Genomic DNA, 21,345 nt, shown 5'->3' with positions numbered 1-21,345 from the left:
ATGACGGGGCGTTTCCGAAGGTTGCTCAGTCGGCGACTGTGGCCGAAATGCCTCAGTCGTCGGCGTAGACATGTTCCAATTCGGCACCGGCCTTGGCCAGAGCGGCCAGGACCAAATGCAGCTTGCGCACGGCGACGGTCAGCGCCGTGCGGCGCGTGTCGGGCGATACAGGGATCGGCTGGCTGAACAGGATTCGCGAGCCGTCGGGGGCGGTGATTTCCGCGCCCGAGGTCGCCGTGATCATGATCTCGTCCTTGCCGCCGATCTCGACGAAGGAGATTCCCTTGTCGATCAGGCGCGGGACCATCCCGGTAAAGGCTTGCGAGCGGCTGGTGACGAAGATGGTGCCGTCGCCGCCGAGATCGCGCTCGAGAAGCGTATCCGGCTCGTTGCGCGCCGCCTCGCCGACCGGGCCCTTGGCCCAGACATGGATGTCGGGCGGGCTCGGATCGCCGGCGGCGGCCAACGCCGATTTGCTGAGATCGGCGCACCATTGCTTGACCGTGTCGGCCAGGCCGAAGGCGAGCTTGCGTTCGCTGGTGCGGATGGAGTCGTCGCCGGCGGCGGGCTCGACCGCAAACAGGCCGGCGCGCTCTTCGGCATAGGGAAACGCGTACCAGGGCGCCCTGTCGAGAAAGCCGGCGTAATCGGCGGCGACCCTGGCCTGGTAGATGTCGGCCGCGACGTGCTTGCCGGCGGTTGCCTCGGTGATGCGGCCGACCGTGTTCTCGTAGGCCCACTGGATGGCGTAGTCGATCGTCAGGCCGGTGCCGATGAGCGTTGGCGCGACGTAATCGAGGATGTCGATGCCGCGAGCGGACGTCACACGGATAATCGTTGCATAGTCCTGCCAGTAATGGCCGACATAGGCCCAATAGGGAAAGCCGCTCGGCTGATCCTTTTCGACAAAGGTGGCGTAGTCGTGCGCGGCATGGACGGTCGCCCATTTCAGGTAAGCCAGCCGGGTCGACGGCGCGGGCGACTGATAATCCGGTATGGCTTGCCGGACCTTCGCGGCGAGTTGTGCCGGCGGAGTACCGTCGGTGATGCCGGGCAATGGGGTCTTGTCGAGCGCCGGGGTGGTGAGAAAGCCGTAGGCCAGTCCGACGACTGGGATCAGCACCACGATAACGACCAGCCAGAGAATTGTCTTGATGAGCCGTCTCAGCCAGCGCAGCAGGAACATGTCAGGCCGCGCCCGGGTCGAGGGGCCGGCATATCGGCATGCAAAAGCCGGCACGGTCGGCGAAGATGCCGGCGACGGCAAGCTTGCGGATCAGCGGCATGAAGCATCCCCCTTCACGTCACGCTGAACGTTAGCCGATTTTGGCGCGGCGAACAGCCCGGCTCCGCACAAAGCGCAAAACAGGTTACCGGCGCCGGCGATCTCCGCCGGCAGCACTCGCCCGCTGGCGAGGCATCGCGCCAAACTGCCTGGAAAGCCGTTCCCAAAAAGACAGTTGGCGCTGGGATTTCTCCCAGCGCCTCCCTGTCAGATCAGGAACCGGTTAAGGCAGCAAGTCCTGTAAAGTCGTCGCGCCAGGCCAGCCTTGATTTTGACGGTCCTGCCAGTCGCCACCCGAGGGCAGCTCCCGTTCCAGACCACGCCGATCTCCACCCTTGCGGGCTTCGCCCAGCGTGCCATCGAAGGTTTTTACCGGCCTTCATGGCAGCATCGGTCCGCCGTCGGCGTTGGCACGCTTTCCGCGGCACCCGTAGGTCTCGGCATCCGTCCCTCCAACAGGCAAGCCTGCTCTCGTTCTGGGCCGTACGGGCCTCAGGAAATCCGCCTTGCGCTTTTGCCTTTCGGCTGGGGCGTTCAGTGGCCGCCTGAGATGGGTTGAATGTACGCCGGGTAAGGGGTCTGGGGAATGCCGGCGTGCCTGTGGATAGCGGGATTATCGGGGACCAATGGCAAAAGCTTTGGAATCTGCCGGCCGAACCCCTTAGACGGCCTGCCCCGCTTTTTTAGCGACCTTGGGTGTTCGAGCCTTGCTCCGCCGCCCGGTCCGCGTTTCAATGTCGGCAAAAGAGTTTGGGCCGGCAAAAGACTTTGGGCGCCAGCGCGGACTCCGCTGCGCATTTTGCGCGGCGTGCCTCGGGGGAGGTCGGCTTGAAGGTCGGGGTAGTACTCAATCCGATTGCCGGAGGCGGTAGGCTCAAGCGGCATTGGGCGGAGGCGGCGGCGTCGCTCAAGATGAATTTCGGCGGTTTCGACCTGCGCGAGACGCAAGCCTGCGGCGACGCCGAGCGGCTGGCGATCGACCTCGCCGCCGGCGGATGCGACCTGGTGATCGCGGCCGGCGGCGACGGCACCGCCAGCGAGGTGGCCGACGGGCTGCTGCAGGCACGGCAAGAGAGCGGCCGCGAAAGCGCGCTTGGACTTCTGCCTTGCGGCACCGGCATCGACTTCGCGCGCGGGCTTGGCCTGCCGCGCGGCATAGGCGCCTCGGTCAAGCAAATCGCCGATGCCGAGGGCCGCAAGATCGACGCCGGCCGCATCTGCTACATCGACGACCATGGCGCGCTGGCCAGCCGCCACTTCATCAATATCGCCAGCCTCGGCCTGTCCGGCGCGACGGATCGCGCCGTCAATGCCGACAAGCGCAAGGGCAGGGTGTCGGCCAAGGCGCTGTTCTTCTGTCGCACGGTGCTGGAGTTCGTCCGCTACCGCTTCCAGGACGTCCGGATCACCATCGACGACGGCGAGCCGGTCGAGGCGCGCATGGCGCTGGTGGCGGTGGCCAACGGCAAATTCTTCGGCGGCGGCATGATGATCGCGCCGGACGCGGAGCTCGCCGACGGCCAGTTCGACATCGTTATCCTGCGGGCCGCCGGCAAACTCGGCTTGATCCGCGACCTTCGCCTGCTCTATGGCGGCCGCCATCGCAACCATCCGGCAATCACTATCCTGCGTGGCCGCAAGGTGCTGGTCGAGCCGCTCGGCGATGTCGAGAAGAACGGCGCGCTGGTCGACATAGACGGCGAGTCCCCGGGCCGGATTCCGGCGACCTTCGAGGTCCTGCCCGGCGCGCTGACGCTGCGAGGTTGAATCAACTGGCTGAGAGCTTGATTCCGCTGGCACGGCCAGATGGTTGAAATAGCTGGCTAAATTTTTGCCGGATTACAGTTCGAGCTTGGCAGGGAAGCCCGGCGCGCGCAGTTCCGTCCCGACCGCATCCTCCAGAAGCTTGACGATCTGGGTCGACCAGGCATCGCCGCCATAGGTGCGCTTGCCCTCCTCGAAAATCGCGTTGACGCGTGACGCCAGATCGAGCGGCGCGCCGAAATCCCTGCCCATGGCCAGCGCGAAGCCGAGGTCCTTCAGCGCCAGGTCCATGGTGAAGCCGATGTCGTAGGAGCCGTTGAGCACGAGCTGGCTTTCGGTCTCGTGGACGAAGCTGTTGCCGGATGAGGCGACGATGGCGTGGTAGGCCTGGGCGAGGTCGAGCCCGCCCTTTCTGGCGAGCATCAGCGCCTCGCCGGCGGCGACGAGATGGATGAAGGCGAGCATGTTGGTGATGACCTTGATCACCGCCGCCGAGCCGACAGGGCCCATCAGGAACGACTTCGCGCACATCGCCTCGATGGCTAATCGATGGCGTTCGTAGAGTGCGGCATCGCCGCCGACCAGCGCGGTGATCCTGCCCGCCGCCGCCAGATGCACGCCGCCGGTCACCGGGCATTCCAGCGTCTCGATGCCCTTCGCCGAGGCGATTGCGGCAAGCCGCAGGATCTCGTCGCGGCCGTTGGTCGACATCTCGATCCAGGTGCCGCCGGCCGGCAGGCCTTGGAGCAATCCGTCGGGGCCGGCCAACACCGCCTCGCTCACCTTGGGCGATGGCAGGCAGGTTATCGCGTTGCCGGCGCGGGCGGCGGCCTCGGCGGGACTCGCAGCCGCCGTGGCGCCGAGCGCGACCAGACGCTCGACCGCCGCCGGGTCGCGGTCGACGACGGTGACGGCAAAGCCGTTGCGCAGCAGGCTGGCGGCAAGGTTGCCGCCGAGATGGCCAAGCCCGATGAAGGCGTAGGCGAGGGTCACGGCATCAACGGGGTCTGCATCATCTGCAGATGCAGGTCCTTGCCGTTATAGGGATGCGCGTCGCAGACTTCCTCGTTGAGCTCGACGCCGAGGCCCGGCTCTTTCGAGGGGATGACATTGCCGTCCTGCCATTCGATCTTCTTCTTGAGCAGTTTTTCGTGGAAACCGTCCCACTGCTTCAGCGATTCCAGGATCAGGAAATTGGGCAGCGTCACCGCAAGCTGGATGTTGGCGGCGCCGACGATCGGACCGCAATAGCAGTGCGGCGCCACCTGGATGTGGTAGGCCTCGGCCATGGCGGCGATCTTCTTGGTTTCGAGGATGCCGCCGGAGCGGCCGAGATCCGGCTGCAGGATGGTGGCGGCGCGGTTCTCGATGACACGCGCGAATTCGAACTTCGTCGTCAGCCTTTCGCCGGTGGCGACCGGGATCGACGTGCCGCGGGCGACCTGCGCCATCACCTCCGGCATGTCCGGCGGCACCGGCTCCTCGAACCACAGCGGATCGTATGGCTCGATGGCGCGCGCCATGCGCAGCGCGCCGGATGCGGTGAACTGGCCATGCGTGCCGAACAGGATGTCGGCCCTGGTGCCGACCGCCTCGCGGATCGCCTTGATCATGCGCGCCGAAAGGTCGATGTCGATCAGACGCGGCTGATGGCCGTCATAGGCGGTGTAGGGGCCAGCCGGATCGAGCTTCACGGCGTTGAAGCCCTGCTCGACATATTCGAGCGCGCAGGCGGCGGCCATGTCGGGGTCGTTGTAGACGTTCTTGCCGCGCGCATCTTCCGAATGGACGCTGCCGGTGTGCGGATAGATATAGGTGTAGGAGCGCAGCGTCTCATGCACCTGGCCGCCGAGCAGCTTGTAGACCGGCTTGCCGGCTTCCTTGCCGACGATGTCCCAGCAGGCCATTTCGAGCGCCGAGAAGCAGCCCATGCCGGAGACGTCGGGGCGCTGGGTGAAGCCGGAGGAATAGGCGCGGCGGAAGAAATTCTCGATGTCGTGCGGATCGCGGCCGACGAGATAGCGTTCGGCCATGTCCTCGATCATCCTGGCGGTGATATGCGCGGAGAAGGTGGCGTTGTAGGCTTCGCCATAGCCGGCCACGCCGCCGTCGGTGGTGAGCTTGACGAAGATGAAATACTTGCCGCCGATGCCGGGCGGCGGGTTGCCGACAACCCAGGTCTTCACGTCGGTGATTTTCATTTGTGGTCCTCCAGAATCAGGTCGGCGCCTTTCCATCCGGTCAGGATCGAGGCGGCATTGGTGTTGCCCGTGACGTTGTCGGGGAAAATCGAAGCGTCGATGACCCGCAAGGCGTCCAGCCCGTGCACTTTCAGCCGGGGATCGACCACGGCGCGCGATGCGTCCGGCCCCATGCGGCAGGTCGAGACGGGGTGATAGACGGTGCCCGAGCGTTTCCTGAAATCCTGGATCAAGTCGGCGTCCGACTTTATCGAGGGGCCAGGCAGAACCTCTTCCTCGATGATCTCGGCCATCGCCGGCATCGCGGCGATCTTGCGCACGAACTTCACCGCCGCCAGCATCTCGTCGACATCGGCATTGGTCGAATAGGCATTGGCTGTGATCTTGGGATAGTCGCGCGGGTTGTTCGAGCGGATCATGATCTCGCCGCGGCTCGAGGGCCGGCAGTTGGACAGGCCGATCGAGAAGCCCGGCCAGGGGTCGGGCGTCAGGATCGGACGCTCGCCGCTCTTCGGGATGACGGTCGAGAAGGCCTGGAAATAGAGCTGCATGTTCGGCCGCGCCATCGACGGGTCGGTGCGGAAGAAGCCGCCGGCATTGTTCATCGACAGCGACAGCGGGCCTGAGCGTGTCAGTATGTATTGCATGCCGACCAGCAGCTTGCCCCACCATGGGCGCAGGATCTGGTTGAGCGTCGGGACCTTGCCCTTGAAAGTATAGTTGATGCCGACATGGTCCTGCAGGTTGGCGCCGATATTGTCGTTGGCGTGAATGACCGGGATGTCGAGATTGCCGAGCAGCGCCGACGGGCCGATGCCGGAAAGCTGCAGCAGCTGTGGCGAGTTGATCGAGCCACCGCAGAGGATCACCTCGCGGCCGGCGCGGACAGTTTTCGTTTCGCCGTTCTGCTCGTATTCGACGCCGACGGCGCGCTTGCCCTCGAACAGGATTTTCGTCGCCAGCGCCTTTGTCTCGACGCGGACGTTGCCGCGCTTCATCGCAGGCCGCAGGAAAGCTCGGGCCGCCGACATGCGGCGGCCGTTCTTCGTCGTGATCTGGTAGACGCCAACGCCTTCCTGGGAGGCGCCGTTGAAGTCCGGATTGAATGGCAGTCCGGCCTGTTGGGCAGCGGCAAGATAGCGCTTGGTCAGCGGATGCACCGCGTTCGTGCAGTCAGTGACGCGCAGCGGGCCGCCGACACCACGCCACCGGTCGGCGCCGGCCGCATTGTCTTCCATCGCCTTGAAGGAGGGCAGGAGGTCGTCATAGCCCCAGCCGGGATTGCCGGCGGCGGCCCAGGCGTCGAAATCCTCGCGCGCGCCGCGGATGAAGACCATGGCGTTGATGGAGCTCGAGCCGCCGAGCAGCTTGCCGCGCGGCCAGTGGTCGGCATTGCCGGCGAGACCGGAATCCGGCTCGGCCTTGTAGTTCCAGTTGACGGCCGGATCGAAGAAGGTCTTGCCGTAGCCGAGCGGCATCTGGACGTAGAACCGCTGATCGGTTCCGCCGGCCTCCAGCACCAGCACCGAGAAGCGGCCCGACGCCGACAGCCTGTCGGCAACGACCGAACCGGCCGAACCGGAGCCGACGACGATGAAATCATAAGTCTGCATGATGGTGTGGGCGGCTCCGCAATGTCGGGCTTACCCTAGACATTGCCGGCTCGCGGCGTCGCCGTGGCTTCCGGCATGGCTTGTGAAAAAAGCGACCGGCGAAGCGGCGTGCATTTCGCTTTCACCAAAGCTTGCGACATGGCGGTCGCATTGCTACGCAACAGCAACCGACCTCCAAGGATTTCGCCATGGTGCATTACGCGGACGGAAAACCTCTCGGCGATCTCACTTTGAGGACGCTTGCCATGCCCTCCGACGCCAATGCGGCCGGCGACATCTTCGGCGGCTGGGTTATGGCGCAGATGGACCTTGCCTGCGGCATCCGCGCCGCCGAGCGCGCCAAGGGGCGCGTGGTCACCGCCGCGGTCAAGGAGATGTCCTTCGCCAAGCCGATGAAGATCGGCGACACGCTTTGCATCTACACCCATGTCGAGCGCGTCGGCCGCACCTCGATGGTGCTCAAGGTCGAGGCCTGGGCGCAGCGCTACCTTTCCGACCTGATGGAGAAGGTCACCCATGCCGATTTCGTCATGGTCGCGCTCGACGGCGAAGGCAAGCCAAAGCCGGTTCCGGCCGAGATCTGACGGGATACCCGATTCTCCCCAGGCTTGCCGTTTTGTAACAACGCCCGCGTGGGAGATGCGCGTCGCGACATCCAATGGTTGCCTTCGCGCCCCACTTTGAGGTCGCGAGGGGACAACAATGCGTCAACATATGCTGAACGGCTGGCTCGTGGCAGCCCTTATTGCTCTGGTCTGCCTGCTCGGCGTAACGGCCTATATGGAGGTCAGGAAAGACCTTCCACGCGTCGCCTGCATGCGGGATCGCACCGTGGCCGGCAAGAGGGCCGCGCAATCGGAACGCTGCTCAACGGCGTGTTGCGGCAGCACCAATCCAAACGCCTGATGCGTGGCCGGCTAAAGACAGCCATCCTGTCGAGGCGGTTGCGCGGAGACGCCAGCGAGGCTAGCGGCGAGGCCGCAGCGGAAGCGAAACACGAGACAGGGCCGGCGCCGAGCCGCACGGTTCATCCAATGGTTCAGAAACCATTGAACTACAAGGGTTTCAAGCCTGCTGGCTGTCGAATTTCGCGCGCGCTTCGCGGACCCGATTGGTGTTCTTGCGCGCCCATTCGCCGAGCGCGCCGACCGGTACGAGCAGCTCGTGGCCGAGCGGGGTCAGCTCGTAATCGACACGTGGCGGAATGGTCGGAAACACTTTTCGCGTCACGAACCCATCGCGTTCCAGACCGCGCAAGGTGGTGGTCAGCATCTTTTGCGAAATGCCGCCGACGGCGGCGCGCAACTCGTTGAAGCGCATCGCTCCGTCGCCCAGCTTGCCGACCACGAGCACGGTCCATTTGTCGCCGACCCGTTGCAGGATCTCCGACACGGCGCGGCAGTCCTCGGTGATGTGGGGGTGCCTCAGTAACAAAAACGTGCCTCCTTGCGCGCCGATTTGTCAGTATCACATATAGCGCCGGTATCCAAACGATACCAAAAATTCCCGCAAGGAGAGCCCCTTATGTCCAAACCCAAAATCGCCATTGTCGTCGGTTCGACGCGCGCCGCCCGCTTCGCCGACGTTCCGACGCAATGGATCGCCAAGATCGCCAAGTCGCACGCCGATATCGACGTCGAGATCGTCGATCTGCGCGACTGGCCGCTGCCTTTCTTCGACGAGGTCGCTTCCTCCGCCTGGGCGCCGTCGCAGAACGAAGTGGCGCAGCGCTGGCAGAAGAAGGTCGCCGAGTTCGACGGCTTCATCTTCACCGCCGCCGAATACAATCACGCTCCGACCGGTGTCTTGAAGAACGCCATCGATTACGCTGCCAATGAATGGAACAAGAAGCCGGCCGGTTTTGTCGGCTATGGCTCGGTCGGCGGTGCGCGCGCGGTCGAACAGCTCCGCCTGATCGCCGTCGAGCTGCAGATGGCGCCGGTCAAGTCGGCCGTCCATATCGCCTGGGGCGATTTCCTTGCGGTGCGCCAGGGCGAAAAGAAGCTCGAGGACATCGAGCACCTGAACCAGGCCGCCGCCGCGCTGGTCAACGACGTCGCCTGGTGGGCGAAGGTGCTGAAGGCCGCCCGCGCCGCCGACGCGATCGCCGGCGAAGCCCAGGCCGCTTAAAGAGCCTGCGTGGACTATCCTCCCGAGGGGCGGCGCTTGCGCCGCCCTTTTTTTGGTTTGCGGAAGTCGCGAGGCCTCGACGATGGCCTATGCCGATGCGTTCCTGGTCATCATGGTGGCTTTCGTCATCGCCACGGCGCTGGTGCCGTTCCTGCCCGACGTGACGCCGAAGGCGCCGCCGCCGGATGCCCATTGAGCGCAACCGGCAGAGGCCGGTGCGGACGCTGCCCTACCATACGAAGAGTAGGCTCATCCTTACAGCCAGCCGCCCGAAAATCCGGCCCGTCGCAGGCCCGTGGCAATTGCCGGCATGCTTCGCATCAGCCGCCACAGGAAATCGGACCTGTAATTCTCGATCATCAACACTATCGGCCCCTGATTGATGCCGACATGGTCCGGCGACACCCAGCCGCAAGGCCGGCCTTCAATGGCGGCGATCGTTGGATTGAAGCTCGCGGTGAAGCCGTAGGGATTGCCGTCGTGCAGGTCGATTTCGTGGAAGTAGCGCAGCGCCGGCAGCACGATCTCCGGCGCAAACGGCAACGAGGCGATCGCCGCCCAAGGCGACAGCGTGCCGTCATCGGGACCGAAAGGCGCGCCGCGCGCCAGGTAGTTGAAGAAGCGGCGTCCACCGGCCTGCTTCTGTTGCGGGCCCGGGCCGTCGCTGGCCGTGAGGCCCCAGCAATTCTCCCCGTAGCCGGTGAAGCCCTTGGGATTGCGGATGGCATAGTCGCGCTGGAGAAAGGTCGCCTGCCGGCTGTTCTCGAAATAGTCGCTGCCGACATTGCGCATGAAGGCATCGCGAATGCCGCGAAAATCGATCCAGATATGCGAGAACTGATGGATGAAGAGCGGACCGGCATAGACCAGGTCCCGGCCATAGATCTTCTTCCATCTATAGCTCGACAACCAGGCGGCGTAGCTCTCGGGCGACAATGGGAAAGTCGGCGAGCCGAGGCCCAGCATGTAGAGGATCAGCGCCTCGTCATAGCCTTCCCAGCGGTAACGCAGGAAGCCTTTTTCGGGCCGCCAGCCATGGGTGACGGTGGCGCCGCCATTCTGCGCCCAGCGCCAGTCGGTGCGGCGGTAGAGCGCATCGGCGAGCCGGCGGATCTCCAGTTCGAACTCGTCGTCGGCGTCGAAATAGGCGCCGGCCGTCAGGACACCGGCAAGCAGAAGCGCGGTATCGATGGTGGACAATTCGCAGTTCCAGACGCGGCGTCCGGTCCGCATGTCGAGGAAATGATAATAGAAGCCCTTGTAGCCGGTGGCGTCGGGCTCCGGCCCATGCGGCGCATTCCAGAAGAAGCGGAGCGTGGCGAGCGTCCGCTCGACCGCGGCGGCGCGCGTCATGAAACCGCGCTCGACTCCGACAGGATAGGACGACAAAGCGAGGCCGACGGCCGCTATGCTGGCGGGCGATGCCGCGGTGTTGCGGTCGGCGACCAGGCCGTTGACCGGATTGGCCTCCTTCAGAAAATAGTCGAAGGACAGACGTTGGATGTCTGAAAGAAGCTCGTCGTTCAGCGCGTGTTCGCTCGATGCATCCATGGTTGCCGATATAGACGCTTTCGCAGCGCTTCAAAGCTTTCTGACCGTCAATCCTAAGTGAGGAAGCGAAGCTTGGCTGCCGCGCCAACCGCCCCGACGCCCGATCGAACCTTTCCGGCCACTCAGCGCGCCACCGGGCGATGGCCGCCGGGCAGGCGGGTGGCGATCAGCTTGTCGATGCGGCGGCCGTCGAGGTCGACCACCTCGAAGCGCCAGCCTTGCGCGTCGACGCACTCGCCGGTCGTCGGCAGATGGTGGAGATGCGACAGCACATAGCCGGCGACGGTTTCGTAGTCGCGGTTTTCGGGCAGGTCGATGCCCAGCACCTCAGCCATCTCGTCGGCCTGCATGTAGCCGGCCAGCAGCCACGAGCCGTCATCGCGCTTGACGGCGTTCTCTTCCTCGCCCGCCTCGAGGTCGGAGCGGAACACGCCTGTGATGGCTTCGAGGATGTCGGCCGGCGTGACGATGCCTTCGAAATGGCCGTACTCGTCATGAACGAGCGCCATCGGCACGTCCGATTCCCTAAGCTTCTGCAGCACGTCGAGCGCGTCGGCCTGGTCATGCACGATGGGGGCGGCGCGCACATGCTGGCGCGGATCCAGCACCCTGCCGGCGAGAAGGGCGGCCAGCACGTCGCGCGTCTGGATGACGCCGACCATGGCGTCGACATTGCCGTCGCCGACGGGCAGGCGCGAGTGCTGGGTATCCATCAGAAGCTTTTTGACGGCGGTCTCGTCGGACTGCAGGTTCAGCCAGTCGACCTCGGTGCGCGGCGTCATGACGGCGCGCACGGCGCGGTCGCCGAGGCGCATGACGCCGGCGATCATGCGGCGCTCGTCGGATTCGATGGTGCCGTGATGCTCGGCCTCGGCGACCAGCATCTTGATCTCCTCGTCGGTGACCTTCTCTTCCGCCTCGCCGGCCTGGCCGAGCAGCCACAGAACGGCGCGGCCGGAAATGTCGAGCAGGAAGACGAGCGGCGCCGAGATGGTGGCAATGATGGTCATTGCGGGCGCCGCGCGGACGGCGACGCGCTCGGGATCGCGCAGCGCGATCTGCTTCGGCACAAGCTCGCCGACGATCAGCGAGGCATAGGTGATGATTGCGACGACGATGCCGACGCCGACAGGGTCGGCGATGTTTTCGCGGATGCCGGTCGTGGCCAGATACTGCGCCAGCCTTTCGCCGAGGGTCGCGCCAGAGAACGCGCCCGAAAGAACGCCGACGAGCGTGATGCCGATCTGCACCGAGGACAGGAATTTGCCGGGGTTCGAGCCCAGCGCCAGCGCGCGGCCGGCGCCCTTGACGTTGCGGTCGATCATCGCCTTGAGGCGGGCGGGCCGCGACGAGACGATGGCGAGCTCCGACATTGCCAGAAGGCCGTTCACGCAGATGAGGACGGCAACGACGGCGATTTCAACATAAAGCATGGGCGGTCAATAGCATTGCTGCAGCGCATTCGAAAATAGCTTGTCGGTATTTTTGGAACATGACAGGCGCGCTGTTCAAGCCGCATCCCAGATCGGCGCCGAGAAATGCCCGACAAGCGCGTCGATGACGACGCGCACCTTAGGCGTCAGCGCGCGCGTGACGGGCGCGCCGTCATTGCGGCGTCTTCAGCACGCCGATCACGGCCATGCCGTCGGTGAAATAGGGATCGCCGCCGCCGTTGCGTCTAGTCTTGGTGGCGCCGATCCCCGGTATCTCGCTGGTGGATGCCAGCAGATCGGCGGCCTTCAGGTCGCCGATCAGGAAGTCGCGCTCGGCGTCGATGTCGGGGCCGATATGGTGGGTGACGGCGCCCGTATCGTGGCTGAGGCCGACGCCGCGATCGAAGCTCGCGGCGCCCAGCCAGAGCGGACGGCCGTCGTCGCCGACCGTATCCGTCTGCCAGAAGCGGACGTGGTGGCGCCGGTCGGCGCTGCCTCCGATCGGCTTTTCGAAGGCGAGGTCCTGGGCACGGCCCTCGAACAAAAGGCGGCTCATCGGCGCATCGGGGTAGGGGCGGGAAAACAAGACGCTTTCGCCGATGTCGATCGCGGTCCGCAGCGTCACGGCATCGGCCGTATCCCAGCCGGCGACGGCGAAGGCGTGGACGACTTCCTTCTCGGTGCCGACCAGGCCGACATTGATCGGGTCGCCGGGAATGCCTTGCGGCGTGTGCGTCACCATCTCGAAGGGCCGCGTGCGGAAGCCGCGCTCCCGCCAGGTCCAAAATTCCGGCGCGGCGAGATAGGCGAGCGCCAGATAGAAGGCACAAAACGCCGCCAGCCAGATTGCCGCCCGCCGTCTTAAGCTTCGTTGGCTCATGAATGCCGCCCGACCCGTATGGCATCTGTTGCGCTATAATCATGGGAAATCAATGGCCAGCGATCTGGAGACCATTTATCATTAGTTATCGCTAAAGGGGGGGTGCGAATGGGGCGGACAAAGACAAGCCACAGGAAAATGGCGCTGACCGGGGAGCTTGTCGCGAGGGTCGAGCGCATGGAGCCCGATCCCGGTCCCGAGCTCGGAACTGACGAACACAGCGATGCCGAATTTGACGATCTGGCCGAACAGCTGCTTGCGCAATATCGGCCTGAGACGCTCTGGGTCTTTGCCTATGGCTCGCTGATCTGGAATCCGGAGTTCATCTATGAAGAGCAGCATCCAGCCACCGCGCCAGGGTGGCATCGCTCATTCTGCCTGACGCTGACACGTTGGCGCGGAACGCGTGAGTTGCCGGCGCTGATGCTGGCGCTCGACCGGGGAGGCAGTTGCAACGGCATCGCCTACCGGCTGCCGTCGGAGGACCATTTTGGGCAAATCGTCCAACTGCTTCGTCGCGAAATAGACGCGAACCCGCCGACCAATGTGCCCTGCTGGATCAAGCTCCGGACCAAGGACGGACCGTTGCGTGCACTGGCCTTTGTCGCCGCACCCCAAGGAAGGGCCTATGCCGGCAAGCTGGCGCTGGAGCAGGTTGCGCACACGCTGGCGCGCGCCGCCGGGCATTGGGGCTCCTCGGCGCAATATCTTTTCCGAACGGTCGCCAAACTGGAGGAAAGCGGGATCCGCGACAGAAACCTTTGGCGTATCCAGGATCTGGTCGCCCGGCAGATCATCGCTGCCACCGAAGCCCGAGGCTGATCTAGCGGCAGGCGCGGTAACCGCTTTTGCGGTTCTTGATGTCGAAATGGAAATGATTGCGGTGGTCGTAATTGTAGCCGGGGCCGAGCACCGTGGTGAAATATTGGCAACCGTCGGCGCGCACATTGTTGAGGAAGCCGCGCGTGCGGAAGGCGAACAGGCCGGGCTTGCGGACATCGATGTCATCGCCATTGTTGAGCTCGATGCTCATGACGTCGAGCGCGTTGCCCTTGCCGTGCTCGGAGAGGACGCCTTCGCCGGCGATGTTGCGGCAGGAATAGCTGGAGCCTTGGTGGATCGCCTTGACGCCGGAGAAATAGCGCCAGCGGGCGGCCGGCTGCAGCTCGTTCTTCGTCCAGGCGGCAAAGGTGGCGGCCATGTTGCAGGTCAGCGTTGCCGCCGGCTTCATGGCGACGCTGCCGATGGCCGAGACTTTTACCGGGAAATCGATGCCGCACTGGCCCTCATGGATCGGCTGGATGTCCTGATAGACGACGCCCATCCGCTTCAACTCGTTGCGGCAGTCGATCTCGCTGGCCGGCAACTGCTCGCCGGGCGACATTGGCTCGTCCATGCGTGGATAGGCGGCCTCGGTCATGTAGGGATTGGACGGAACGAGGCGCTGCATTCCGGAATATTGCGGCGCGTCGGGCTGCGGCACGGCTGCCGTCTGGCTGCCGACATCGACGGCCGGCTGCAGCGCAAAGACGTCGCCCGTCGTACAGGCCGATATCGTCGCGATGGCAACGCCTGCGGCCAGCCCTGCGATCGTGACGCGCGCACGCTTGTTCCGTTGCGCCAAGCCAAGCACGGCGCCAAGTCTTCGAGCCATTGAAAGGCGTCCTTGTCCCCGAATGGCACAAGATTAATCGCCAAGAGTAAAGGAAAGATCAGCGGCCCCATTCACGCATGGGGCGGAATTGCGGCGCTGTTCTTGCCGGACGTGACCCGGGACTTTCGATATCGCGCTTACTGGCAAAAAGTGCCGCCGTGGCGGCGCGGTTCCAGGTCGAGGTGGAAATGCAGCGCATGGTCGGCGTCGGCGCCCGGCCCGAGCACCGTCTTGAACGGCCCGCAGGCAGCCTTGCGCACCGCGTTGAGGAACTTCGCGTCCTTCTCCGGCGGCGCCGGCCCGACCTCGATCGTCCTCCCGTCCGACAAGGTGAAGCTGGCGATGTCGAGCGCGTTGCCGAAGGCGTGTTCCGACAGTTTGCGCGTGCCGTGGCGCGGCCGGCAGACAAAGGCCGAAGTCTGGTTGATCGACTTCAGGTCGGCCCCGAGTTCGGCCTTCGCCGTGGGCTGGACGACATCGGCCATGAAGCGCGCGGCCGCCTCCGCCATCTGGCAGTTGAGCTCGGTGCCGGGACTGATACCGATGGATTTGCCAAGCGTTTTCAAAATTATCGGATAGGGAACCGAGCAGCCGATTTCCGCGTCGTGCTCGGCCTTGTGCTCCTCGAATTCGATGCCAAGCGCCTTCAGCCTTTCCCGGCACGCGGTTTCCTCCGCCGGCATCTTGTCGGCCGGTATCTCGGCGGAACGCGGATCGGGAGGCATCTTTTCCTCGCCCGGCGGTTCGGGTTTTTCCGATGGTTGCGGCCCGGTTTCCGGTGGCTCGGGCTCCAGTTCGGTGGGCTTCTGCGGGGGCGTGGGCACGACATCCGGCGTCTGCGGTTCGGATTGCGTCCGCGGCCCGGATTGAGCGCCCTTCGAACGTGGCGGGCGGGCATCCCATTTCGGATGCGACTTGTCCTGGTTGAGGAAGTCGTCATTGCTGTCGAGGCGGCTTTTGTCTCGCCCGGACCTATCGGCGCCGTTCTCCATATCCCGCGGACGCGACCCCGGAACCGGTGTCGCCGCAGGCGTTTGCGGCGCCGGAGCGGCGCTTTGGCCGGCCGGCGGCAGGTGACTCTTATGCCGATGATGATGCTTGGCGGCGGCCGGCGTAACCAGCAGGATCGCAGCCGCCACAGGCAGCGCCAGTCTGCAAAATCGTGAAAGGCTCAGCGTTGCCATCGCCCGGAAACGGCGGTCGCGTCGCGAAGTTGCCTGCGCGACCCGCCTTGCCGATCACAATCGGTTACCGGCGCGTTACGCGCCGATGGCTTCAAGGCCTTCCTCCAGCCAGTCGGCAAGCATCGGCAGGCCGAGCAGATACTTGGCCGTGCGCTTCCTGGGACGCTCCCTGGCCGCGGCCACCGCGTCCGCCCATTCGGATGCGTCATAGTCGCCGCGTCCGACCCAGGCGAGCGCGATCAGCTCGGCCGCTTCGTCGATATTGAGATCGTTGATCAGCTCGCGGAATTCCTCCTCGGTGAGGTCTTCCGAGGCTTCCTCGACAAGGCCGTCATGGTGATGGCTGGCATGGGTGTCGCCGTCGAACTCGACCTCGTGCTCGGCGCCGTCGTCATAGTCCTCGTTTACGGCGGCGCTCAGCGCCTTGGCCTTGAGGATGAACAGGCGCACCGTGTCCGGATCGATCGAAAGGTCCCACTCCTTCTCGAGGCGCTGCTGCACGATCCTTCTCCACGTGATGCGCTTGGCCCCGATGATAGCGGAATTAAAGCGCGCGTCACGTCCGGCGGTAACGGCTTCTGTCCGGCCGTCCAAAATAGTTCGGCAGCTACCCGCATTTCGGGATGAAACCGCGCCAAGGCGGCGTTAATCTGGCATTGTCACGCTCATGGAGGCTTCGATGCGCAGACGTTTGCTTGTTCAGGTCATGGCTATTGCGGCGCTGCCGCTGTTCGTTGCGCCGGCTTTTGCAGCTGGTGAAGGCGGCAGCAGCGGTGGCCAGACGACCACCACCTGCAAGAAGGGCGAGGTTTGGGACAAGAAAAAGAAGAAATGCGTCGTGCCGCAATATGGCATGCTGGATGACGACAGCATCTATGAGGCCGGCCACGATCTGGCGATGGCCGGGCGCTATGACGAGGCGATCTCGGTGCTGACGCTCGCCGCCAACAAGCAGGATCCGCGCATCCTCAACTATCTCGGCTATTCGCATCGCCATTCCGGCCGCGTCACGGTCGGCCTTGGATATTACGAGGAAGCGCTTCGGATCGACCCGAACTACACGCTGGTGCGCGAATATCTCGGCGAAGCGCATCTGCAGATCGGCGATCTCGCCGGTGCCCAGCAGCAGCTCCAGGAAATCGAAAAGCGGACCGGCAAGGGCTCGCGTGAATACGGCATGCTGTCCGAGCAGATCGATCATTTCCTGAGGAGCTGAGCAGGGCTCGACGTCTCTCGAACCGGCTGTGATTGCTCACAGCCGGTTTTTGTTGCTCGCCGTCAGCCGCGGGCCCGCGAAAGCGGTGATCATTTTGCCGAACTTCAATTTTTGGGCGTGAAAATCGCGCGAAGATCGCTATATTCAGGGAAATTGTGGTGAAACGGTTCCGTTAGCCCGAGGCTGCCGGACCGTTTTCTTTTTGTACCCATTTGACAAGGCTGCTCCCGAAAAGCGGGGGTGGCGGCAGGAAAGGTCAGGCATATGATCAAGGTCCCGATGACAGGCGAGGGGTTCGCGTCATTGAAGGAAGAACTTCGCTGGCGTCAGCAGGAGGAACGTCCCCGTATCATCGAGGCGATCTCCGAAGCGCGCTCGCATGGCGACCTGTCGGAAAATGCCGAATATCACGCGGCGAAGGAGTCGCAGAGCCACAATGAGGGCCGCATCAACGAGCTCGAGGATCTGATCGCGCGGGCCGAGGTTATCGACGTCTCCAAGCTTTCCGGCGACAAGGTGAAGTTCGGCGCGACCGTCGTGCTCGTCGACGAGGACACCGAGGAAAAGAAGACCTACCAGATCGTCGGCGACCAGGAAGCGGACGTGAAGTCCGGCCGCATCTCGATCTCCTCGCCGATCGCGCGAGCGCTCATCGGCAAGGAAGTCGGCGACGCTATCGAGGTCAATGCTCCGGGTGGCGCCAGAGGCTACGAGATCGTCCAGGTGCAGTTTATCTAGCAGCTCAGGCTGGCGCCTTCGATCGGAGCGCCAGCAGCCGTTCCGCTTCCGCTATCACCTCAGCCGCCGTGACCTTGCCGCTGGTCGGCGCCATCAAGGTCGACGCAAACTTCCCGCGCGGGCCGGTGAGACCCGGTTCCGTCGCCAGGAAGATGGCGACCGTCGGCAGGCCGAAGGCGCTGGCGAGGTGGGTGAGGCCGGTGTCGGCGCCGATGACCAGCGTCGAACGGCCGAGGAGCGCGGCGACGTCCGCGAGTGGCGATTTGGCAACCAGCACCGTCCCTGGCACGGCACCTGAAACGGCTTCCGCCACTTTCTTTTCCGCCTCGTTCGACCAAGTGACCACCGGCGTGAACTGCCGGTCGGCCAGCCGGCGCGCGGTTTCGATCCAATCCTCGACCGGCCATTTCTTGTCCTCGCGGCTGGTGCCGTGCAGCAGGAGGGCGGTTCTGCCTTCAATGCCGGCCGGATTGCCCGCCGGCGGCACGATGCCGGAGTCGAGCGTCGACAGGTCAGGCTGGTAGCCAAGCGCCAGCCCGAACAGCCGCCTGGTGCGCTCAATGGCATGCAGGTCGCGCGGCACGGCATATTTGCGCTGATAAAACAGCGTCGCCAACGGCTCGCGGGCGCTGGCGCGGTCGAAGCCGGCGATCGGCGCGCCGGCCTGTATGGCGACCAGGGCCGACTTCAACAAGCCTTGGGCGTCGATGACGAGATCGTAGCGGGAGGCGCGCAGCGCTTTGCGCAGTCCGGCCATCTCGCGCCATGTGGCGCCGTCGAGAAGCCGCTTGCGCCAGCGCCGGACCGCAACCTTGTGGATCACTCCAACGGCCGGATGCAGCGCCACGATCCCGGCAAACGCCTCTTCCACGCACCAGTCGAAATTTATGTCGGGGCGGTTGCGCACCGCGTCCTCGACGGCGGGAAAGGTGTGAATGACATCGCCCATCGACGATGTCTTGACGATCAGCACTTTCATGCGGCTGCCGGAACCTCGAGCAAGCGGTCGGCCGCGGCTGTAACGCGGGCGACATCGAGCGTCTTCAGGCAGTTGAGATGGCTGAGCGGGCAGACCTTCTTGTGGCAGGGCGAGCAGGACAGATGCAGCCAGATCAGCTCGGAGCGGTCGCTGAGCGGCGGCGTGTTTTGCGGCGAGGTCGAACCGTAGACGGCCACGATCGGGGTGCCGACGGCGGCCGCGACATGCATCAGCCCGCTGTCGTTCGACACCGCAAGCTTCGCCGCGGCGATCAGGTCGATGGCGTCCTCCAGCCGCGTCTTGCCGGCAAGGTCGACGGCGCCCGGGGCAAGTGCTGCGATCTCGCCGGTCACATCGGCATCGTTCTTCGAGCCGAGCAGGACGACGCCCAGACCCTTTGCCATCATGTCCCGGGCAAGCCCGGCATAATGATCGCTCGGCCAGCGTTTCGCCGGGCCGAACTCGGCGCCGGGCATGAGCGCCACGAATTTCTGGCCGGCCAGCCCGAAGCGCGCCAGCAAATCCGCCTGGTTGGCCTCGTCGACGGTAAGCCTCGGCGCGCGAAAGGTGCCGCCGCGCGCGAGGCCGAAATAGGCGCGCGCCGTGCGCCGTTTCAGCGCTTCGGGCAGTGGCACGACATCGGTCAGCAGGCCATAGCGCATCTCGCGCAAATTGCCGACACGATGCGGGATGCGGGCAAAGAACGGGATCAGCGCCGATTTCCAGCTCCCCGGCAGCACATAGGCCATGTCGTAGCGGCCGCGCAGCAGGCGGCCGAAGCGCCGGCGGCTGCGGAATTCGAGCGCTCCCGGCATCAGCGGAAAGTCGATCTGGCTGCGTATCTCAGGCATGCGCTTGACCAGTGGTGCCGCCCAGGCCGGCGCCAGCACGTCGATGGCGGCGTGCGGATGCTTTTCCTTCAGCGCCGCAAACAGGCACTGCGCCATGACCATGTCGCCCACCCAGCGTGGGCCGATCACGAGGATCGTTGGGCCTTCAGCCATTCGACATAGTCCCTGACGCCGGTTTCGACTGTACGGAATTGGCCATTGTAGCCGGCCGCGCGCAAGCGGGACATATCAGCCTGTGTGAAACTCTGGTAGCTGCCCTTAAGATGGTCAGGGAAGGGGATGAATTCGATCTCGCCCTTGCCCAGTGTGTCGATGACCGTCTCGGCGATGGCACGGAACGGCTGGGCACGGCCGGTGCCGCAGTTGAAGATGCCGCTCGCGCCGCGTTTCCACAGCCACAGATTGACCTCCGCCACGTCGCCGACATGGATGAAGTCGCGGCTCTGCTCGCCGGGGCCGAAATCGCCATAAGCGCCGAACAGCTTCGGGTTTTCGCCGCGTTCGACCTGGTTGAACAGATGGAAAGCGACCGAAGCCATGGCGCCCTTATGCGCCTCGCGCGGTCCATAGACGTTGAAATAGCGCAGGCCCGCCACCTGCGAATGATCGGTGTCGAAGACGTTACGGCGGACATAGTCGTCGAACAGCTTCTTCGAATAGGCATAGACGTTGAGCGGGCGCTCGCACTCCGGCTCTTCGCGAAATTCTGAGCCGCCGCCATAGACCGACGCCGAGGAGGCATAGAGGAACGGGACACGCAGTCCGAGGCAGGCATGCAGCAGGCGCTTGGAATAGGCGTAGTTCACCTCCATCATGAACTTGCCGTTCCATTCGGTGGTGGTCGAGCAGGCGCCTTGATGGAAGACGGCCTCGATGCGGCCGAGCGCGCCGTCCTCGATCCGGGCGAGAAAATCGTCCTTGTCGAGATAGTCGGCGATGCGCAGGTCGGCGAGGTTGGCGATCTTGTGGCCGTCGGTGAGGTCGTCGACGACGACGATGTCGTCATGCCCCTCGGCGTTGAGAGCGGCGACGATGTTGGAGCCGATCATGCCGGCGCCGCCCGTGACGATGATCATGCTTTTCAGCCTTGCTCCGTTGCCGATTCCGGCCCTTATAGGGGAGGTGGACGGGAGTGTCGATAAAACAGGCGCTCCGGTGCATCACAGTGAAGCCGCAAAGCTCCCGCTTCAGTAGGCATTCGCTACCCGCAGTACCATGAGGGACCAAGAATGCCGTCGACAGAGCTGCTCATCGCGTTCTTCGCCACCACGGCGATCTTCGCCTATATACCCGGCCCCGCCATGCTTTATGCGGCGGCGCAGACCATGGCGCGCGGGCGCTGGTCGGGGCTGACGGCGGCGCTGGGCATCCATCTCGGCGGCTATTTCCATGTCTTCGCTGCCGCCACTGGCCTGTCCGTGCTGTTCCACGCCGTGCCGCCGCTCTACATGGCGGTCAAGCTCATCGGCGCGCTCTATCTGATCTGGCTCGGCGTTTGTCTCTTCCGCAAGCGCGCGGATGGCGAGACGGCGCTGCCCGCGATCGAGCGGAAATCGGCCCGCCGGGCCTTTTTCGAGAGCATCACCGTCGAGGTGCTCAATCCCAAGACGGCGATCTTCTTCATGGCGTTCCTGCCGCAGTTCATCGACGCTTCGGCGGCGTTGCCGGTCTGGCTGCAGTTCGTGGTGCTGGGAACCATCGTCAATCTGATGTTTTCCTCGGCCGACATCGCCTGCGTGTTCCTGGCCGGCGCGATGATCGCCCGGCTGCGGCGCTCGGGCCGAGCGCAGCGCCTGATGCAGCGGGCGGGCGGCGCTGTGCTCGTCGGGCTCGGCGTTCATGTCGCCCTGCAGAAGAGCTGATTGC

22 protein-coding genes are annotated in these 21,345 nt (G+C 64.5%); 8 read left to right on the top strand and 14 right to left on the bottom strand.

What is annotated here, in order from left to right; all coding sequences use genetic code 11:
• Nucleotides 1-52 precede the first annotated feature (52 nt).
• Nucleotides 53-1,186: a hypothetical protein gene (locus tag FJ417_RS02360; protein WP_140782339.1), complete on the bottom strand. Its 1,134-nt coding sequence runs from the start codon at nt 1,184-1,186 to the stop codon at nt 53-55.
• Between the two features lie 927 nt (nt 1,187-2,113).
• On the opposite strand from FJ417_RS02360, the gene FJ417_RS02355 reads away from it, so the two are divergent.
• A complete protein-coding gene (locus tag FJ417_RS02355) occupies nt 2,114-3,052 on the top strand; it encodes a diacylglycerol kinase family protein (protein WP_140782338.1) in 939 nt (312 codons plus the stop codon).
• A 72-nt stretch (nt 3,053-3,124) separates the two neighbouring features.
• On the opposite strand, the gene FJ417_RS02350 is transcribed toward FJ417_RS02355, so the two are convergent.
• From FJ417_RS02350 to FJ417_RS02340, 3 genes are read right to left on the bottom strand one after another with little or no spacing between them, the layout of a single operon-like run.
• A complete protein-coding gene (locus FJ417_RS02350) occupies nt 3,125-4,042 on the bottom strand; it encodes an NAD(P)-dependent oxidoreductase (RefSeq protein WP_140782337.1) in 918 nt (305 codons plus the stop codon).
• On the bottom strand, nt 4,039-5,250 hold the full coding sequence (locus FJ417_RS02345) for a mandelate racemase/muconate lactonizing enzyme family protein (protein ID WP_140782336.1): 1,212 nt from the start codon (nt 5,248-5,250) through the stop codon (nt 4,039-4,041). The genes FJ417_RS02350 and FJ417_RS02345 overlap by 4 nt, the downstream gene beginning before the upstream one ends.
• The gene (locus FJ417_RS02340) at nt 5,247-6,863 is read right to left on the bottom strand and encodes a GMC family oxidoreductase N-terminal domain-containing protein (RefSeq protein WP_140782335.1); all 1,617 of its coding nucleotides are present in this window, start codon (nt 6,861-6,863) and stop codon (nt 5,247-5,249) included. Before FJ417_RS02340 ends, FJ417_RS02345 begins: the two co-directional genes overlap by 4 nt.
• Before the next feature lie 188 nt (nt 6,864-7,051).
• On the opposite strand from FJ417_RS02340, the gene FJ417_RS02335 reads away from it, so the two are divergent.
• The gene (locus FJ417_RS02335) at nt 7,052-7,447 is read left to right on the top strand and encodes an acyl-CoA thioesterase (RefSeq protein WP_140647529.1); all 396 of its coding nucleotides are present in this window, start codon (nt 7,052-7,054) and stop codon (nt 7,445-7,447) included.
• Nucleotides 7,448-7,565: 118 nt separating this feature from the next.
• Nucleotides 7,566-7,769 (top strand): hypothetical protein, encoded by a 204-nt coding sequence (locus FJ417_RS02330; RefSeq protein WP_140782334.1) that lies wholly within the window; start codon nt 7,566-7,568, stop codon nt 7,767-7,769.
• A gap of 159 nt (nt 7,770-7,928) precedes the next feature.
• On the opposite strand, the gene FJ417_RS02325 is transcribed toward FJ417_RS02330, so the two are convergent.
• Nucleotides 7,929-8,297, bottom strand: coding sequence for a helix-turn-helix domain-containing protein (locus FJ417_RS02325; RefSeq protein WP_140647527.1), 369 nt, complete (start codon nt 8,295-8,297; stop codon nt 7,929-7,931).
• 90 nt (nt 8,298-8,387) lie between these two features.
• On the opposite strand from FJ417_RS02325, the gene FJ417_RS02320 reads away from it, so the two are divergent.
• Nucleotides 8,388-8,993 carry an NADPH-dependent FMN reductase gene (locus FJ417_RS02320; protein WP_140647526.1) on the top strand — a complete coding sequence of 202 codons (606 nt, stop codon included), beginning with the start codon at nt 8,388-8,390 and terminating at the stop codon, nt 8,991-8,993.
• A gap of 255 nt (nt 8,994-9,248) precedes the next feature.
• On the opposite strand, the gene FJ417_RS02315 is transcribed toward FJ417_RS02320, so the two are convergent.
• From FJ417_RS02315 to FJ417_RS02305, 3 genes are all read right to left on the bottom strand, one after another.
• Entirely contained in the window at nt 9,249-10,544 is a 1,296-nt protein-coding gene (locus FJ417_RS02315; protein WP_140782333.1) for a glucoamylase family protein, read from the bottom strand.
• A gap of 122 nt (nt 10,545-10,666) precedes the next feature.
• On the bottom strand, nt 10,667-11,977 hold the full coding sequence (locus FJ417_RS02310) for a hemolysin family protein (RefSeq protein ID WP_140782332.1): 1,311 nt from the start codon (nt 11,975-11,977) through the stop codon (nt 10,667-10,669).
• 172 nt (nt 11,978-12,149) lie between these two features.
• Nucleotides 12,150-12,857 (bottom strand): LssY C-terminal domain-containing protein, encoded by a 708-nt coding sequence (locus FJ417_RS02305; protein WP_140782331.1) that lies wholly within the window; start codon nt 12,855-12,857, stop codon nt 12,150-12,152.
• A 177-nt stretch (nt 12,858-13,034) separates the two neighbouring features.
• Here FJ417_RS02305 and FJ417_RS02300 point away from each other — a divergent pair, with 177 nt between their 5' ends.
• Nucleotides 13,035-13,679: a gamma-glutamylcyclotransferase gene (locus tag FJ417_RS02300; RefSeq protein WP_246687382.1), complete on the top strand. Its 645-nt coding sequence runs from the start codon at nt 13,035-13,037 to the stop codon at nt 13,677-13,679.
• Nucleotide 13,680: 1 nt separating this feature from the next.
• Here the strand turns inward: FJ417_RS02300 and FJ417_RS02295 are convergent, their stop codons facing one another.
• The 3 genes from FJ417_RS02295 to FJ417_RS02285 all read right to left on the bottom strand — a co-directional run bounded on the left by FJ417_RS02295 (nt 13,681) and on the right by FJ417_RS02285 (nt 16,196).
• Nucleotides 13,681-14,511: an extensin family protein gene (locus FJ417_RS02295; protein WP_140782329.1), complete on the bottom strand. Its 831-nt coding sequence runs from the start codon at nt 14,509-14,511 to the stop codon at nt 13,681-13,683.
• A 137-nt stretch (nt 14,512-14,648) separates the two neighbouring features.
• Nucleotides 14,649-15,650 carry an extensin family protein gene (locus tag FJ417_RS02290; protein ID WP_246687381.1) on the bottom strand — a complete coding sequence of 334 codons (1,002 nt, stop codon included), beginning with the start codon at nt 15,648-15,650 and terminating at the stop codon, nt 14,649-14,651.
• 120 nt (nt 15,651-15,770) lie between these two features.
• The gene (locus FJ417_RS02285; RefSeq protein WP_140782327.1) at nt 15,771-16,196 is read right to left on the bottom strand and encodes a DUF3775 domain-containing protein; all 426 of its coding nucleotides are present in this window, start codon (nt 16,194-16,196) and stop codon (nt 15,771-15,773) included.
• Nucleotides 16,197-16,374: 178 nt separating this feature from the next.
• Between FJ417_RS02285 and FJ417_RS02280 the strand changes: the two genes are divergently transcribed.
• Both FJ417_RS02280 and greA read left to right on the top strand, forming a co-directional pair.
• A complete protein-coding gene (locus FJ417_RS02280) occupies nt 16,375-16,911 on the top strand; it encodes a tetratricopeptide repeat protein (protein ID WP_140640788.1) in 537 nt (178 codons plus the stop codon).
• Between the two features lie 264 nt (nt 16,912-17,175).
• Complete coding sequence (greA, locus tag FJ417_RS02275; protein WP_027168132.1) at nt 17,176-17,649, top strand: transcription elongation factor GreA; 474 nt, start codon at nt 17,176-17,178, stop codon at nt 17,647-17,649.
• A gap of 4 nt (nt 17,650-17,653) precedes the next feature.
• On the opposite strand, the gene waaC is transcribed toward greA, so the two are convergent.
• From waaC to rfaD, 3 genes are read right to left on the bottom strand one after another with little or no spacing between them, the layout of a single operon-like run.
• On the bottom strand, nt 17,654-18,628 hold the full coding sequence (gene waaC, locus FJ417_RS02270; RefSeq protein WP_140782326.1) for a lipopolysaccharide heptosyltransferase I: 975 nt from the start codon (nt 18,626-18,628) through the stop codon (nt 17,654-17,656).
• Nucleotides 18,625-19,632: a lipopolysaccharide heptosyltransferase II gene (waaF, locus tag FJ417_RS02265; protein ID WP_140782325.1), complete on the bottom strand. Its 1,008-nt coding sequence runs from the start codon at nt 19,630-19,632 to the stop codon at nt 18,625-18,627. Before waaF ends, waaC begins: the two co-directional genes overlap by 4 nt.
• The gene (gene rfaD / locus FJ417_RS02260) at nt 19,605-20,555 is read right to left on the bottom strand and encodes an ADP-glyceromanno-heptose 6-epimerase (protein WP_140782324.1); all 951 of its coding nucleotides are present in this window, start codon (nt 20,553-20,555) and stop codon (nt 19,605-19,607) included. Before rfaD ends, waaF begins: the two co-directional genes overlap by 28 nt.
• 153 nt (nt 20,556-20,708) lie before the next feature.
• On the opposite strand from rfaD, the gene FJ417_RS02255 reads away from it, so the two are divergent.
• Nucleotides 20,709-21,341, top strand: a complete 633-nt coding sequence (locus FJ417_RS02255; RefSeq protein ID WP_140782323.1) for a LysE family translocator — start codon at nt 20,709-20,711, stop codon at nt 21,339-21,341.
• Nucleotides 21,342-21,345 lie beyond the last annotated feature (4 nt).

The organism is Mesorhizobium sp. B3-1-7, assembly GCF_006439385.1.
Taxonomy (GTDB): domain Bacteria; phylum Pseudomonadota; class Alphaproteobacteria; order Rhizobiales; family Rhizobiaceae; genus Mesorhizobium.
This window is presented reverse-complemented; position numbering and strand designations above follow the sequence as displayed.

Excerpts from the sequence above, each read along its gene's own strand:
- FJ417_RS02360 (WP_140782339.1), bottom strand. The coding sequence starts at position 1,186 with ATGTTCCTGCTGCGCTGGCTGAGACGGCTCATCAAGACAATTCTCTGG.
- FJ417_RS02345 (WP_140782336.1), bottom strand. The coding sequence starts at position 5,250 with ATGAAAATCACCGACGTGAAGACCTGGGTTGTCGGCAACCCGCCGCCC.
- FJ417_RS02340 (WP_140782335.1), bottom strand. The coding sequence starts at position 6,863 with ATGCAGACTTATGATTTCATCGTCGTCGGCTCCGGTTCGGCCGGTTCG.
- FJ417_RS02335 (WP_140647529.1), top strand. The coding sequence starts at position 7,052 with ATGGTGCATTACGCGGACGGAAAACCTCTCGGCGATCTCACTTTGAGG.
- FJ417_RS02330 (WP_140782334.1), top strand. The coding sequence starts at position 7,566 with ATGCGTCAACATATGCTGAACGGCTGGCTCGTGGCAGCCCTTATTGCT.
- FJ417_RS02320 (WP_140647526.1), top strand. The coding sequence starts at position 8,388 with ATGTCCAAACCCAAAATCGCCATTGTCGTCGGTTCGACGCGCGCCGCC.
- FJ417_RS02315 (WP_140782333.1), bottom strand. The coding sequence starts at position 10,544 with ATGGATGCATCGAGCGAACACGCGCTGAACGACGAGCTTCTTTCAGAC.
- FJ417_RS02310 (WP_140782332.1), bottom strand. The coding sequence starts at position 11,977 with ATGCTTTATGTTGAAATCGCCGTCGTTGCCGTCCTCATCTGCGTGAAC.
- FJ417_RS02305 (WP_140782331.1), bottom strand. The coding sequence starts at position 12,857 with ATGAGCCAACGAAGCTTAAGACGGCGGGCGGCAATCTGGCTGGCGGCG.
- FJ417_RS02300 (WP_246687382.1), top strand. The coding sequence starts at position 13,035 with ATGGAGCCCGATCCCGGTCCCGAGCTCGGAACTGACGAACACAGCGAT.
- FJ417_RS02295 (WP_140782329.1), bottom strand. The coding sequence starts at position 14,511 with ATGGCTCGAAGACTTGGCGCCGTGCTTGGCTTGGCGCAACGGAACAAG.
- FJ417_RS02280 (WP_140640788.1), top strand. The coding sequence starts at position 16,375 with ATGCGCAGACGTTTGCTTGTTCAGGTCATGGCTATTGCGGCGCTGCCG.
- greA (WP_027168132.1), top strand. The coding sequence starts at position 17,176 with ATGATCAAGGTCCCGATGACAGGCGAGGGGTTCGCGTCATTGAAGGAA.
- waaC (WP_140782326.1), bottom strand. The coding sequence starts at position 18,628 with ATGAAAGTGCTGATCGTCAAGACATCGTCGATGGGCGATGTCATTCAC.
- waaF (WP_140782325.1), bottom strand. The coding sequence starts at position 19,632 with ATGGCTGAAGGCCCAACGATCCTCGTGATCGGCCCACGCTGGGTGGGC.
- rfaD (WP_140782324.1), bottom strand. The coding sequence starts at position 20,555 with ATGATCATCGTCACGGGCGGCGCCGGCATGATCGGCTCCAACATCGTC.
- FJ417_RS02255 (WP_140782323.1), top strand. The coding sequence starts at position 20,709 with ATGCCGTCGACAGAGCTGCTCATCGCGTTCTTCGCCACCACGGCGATC.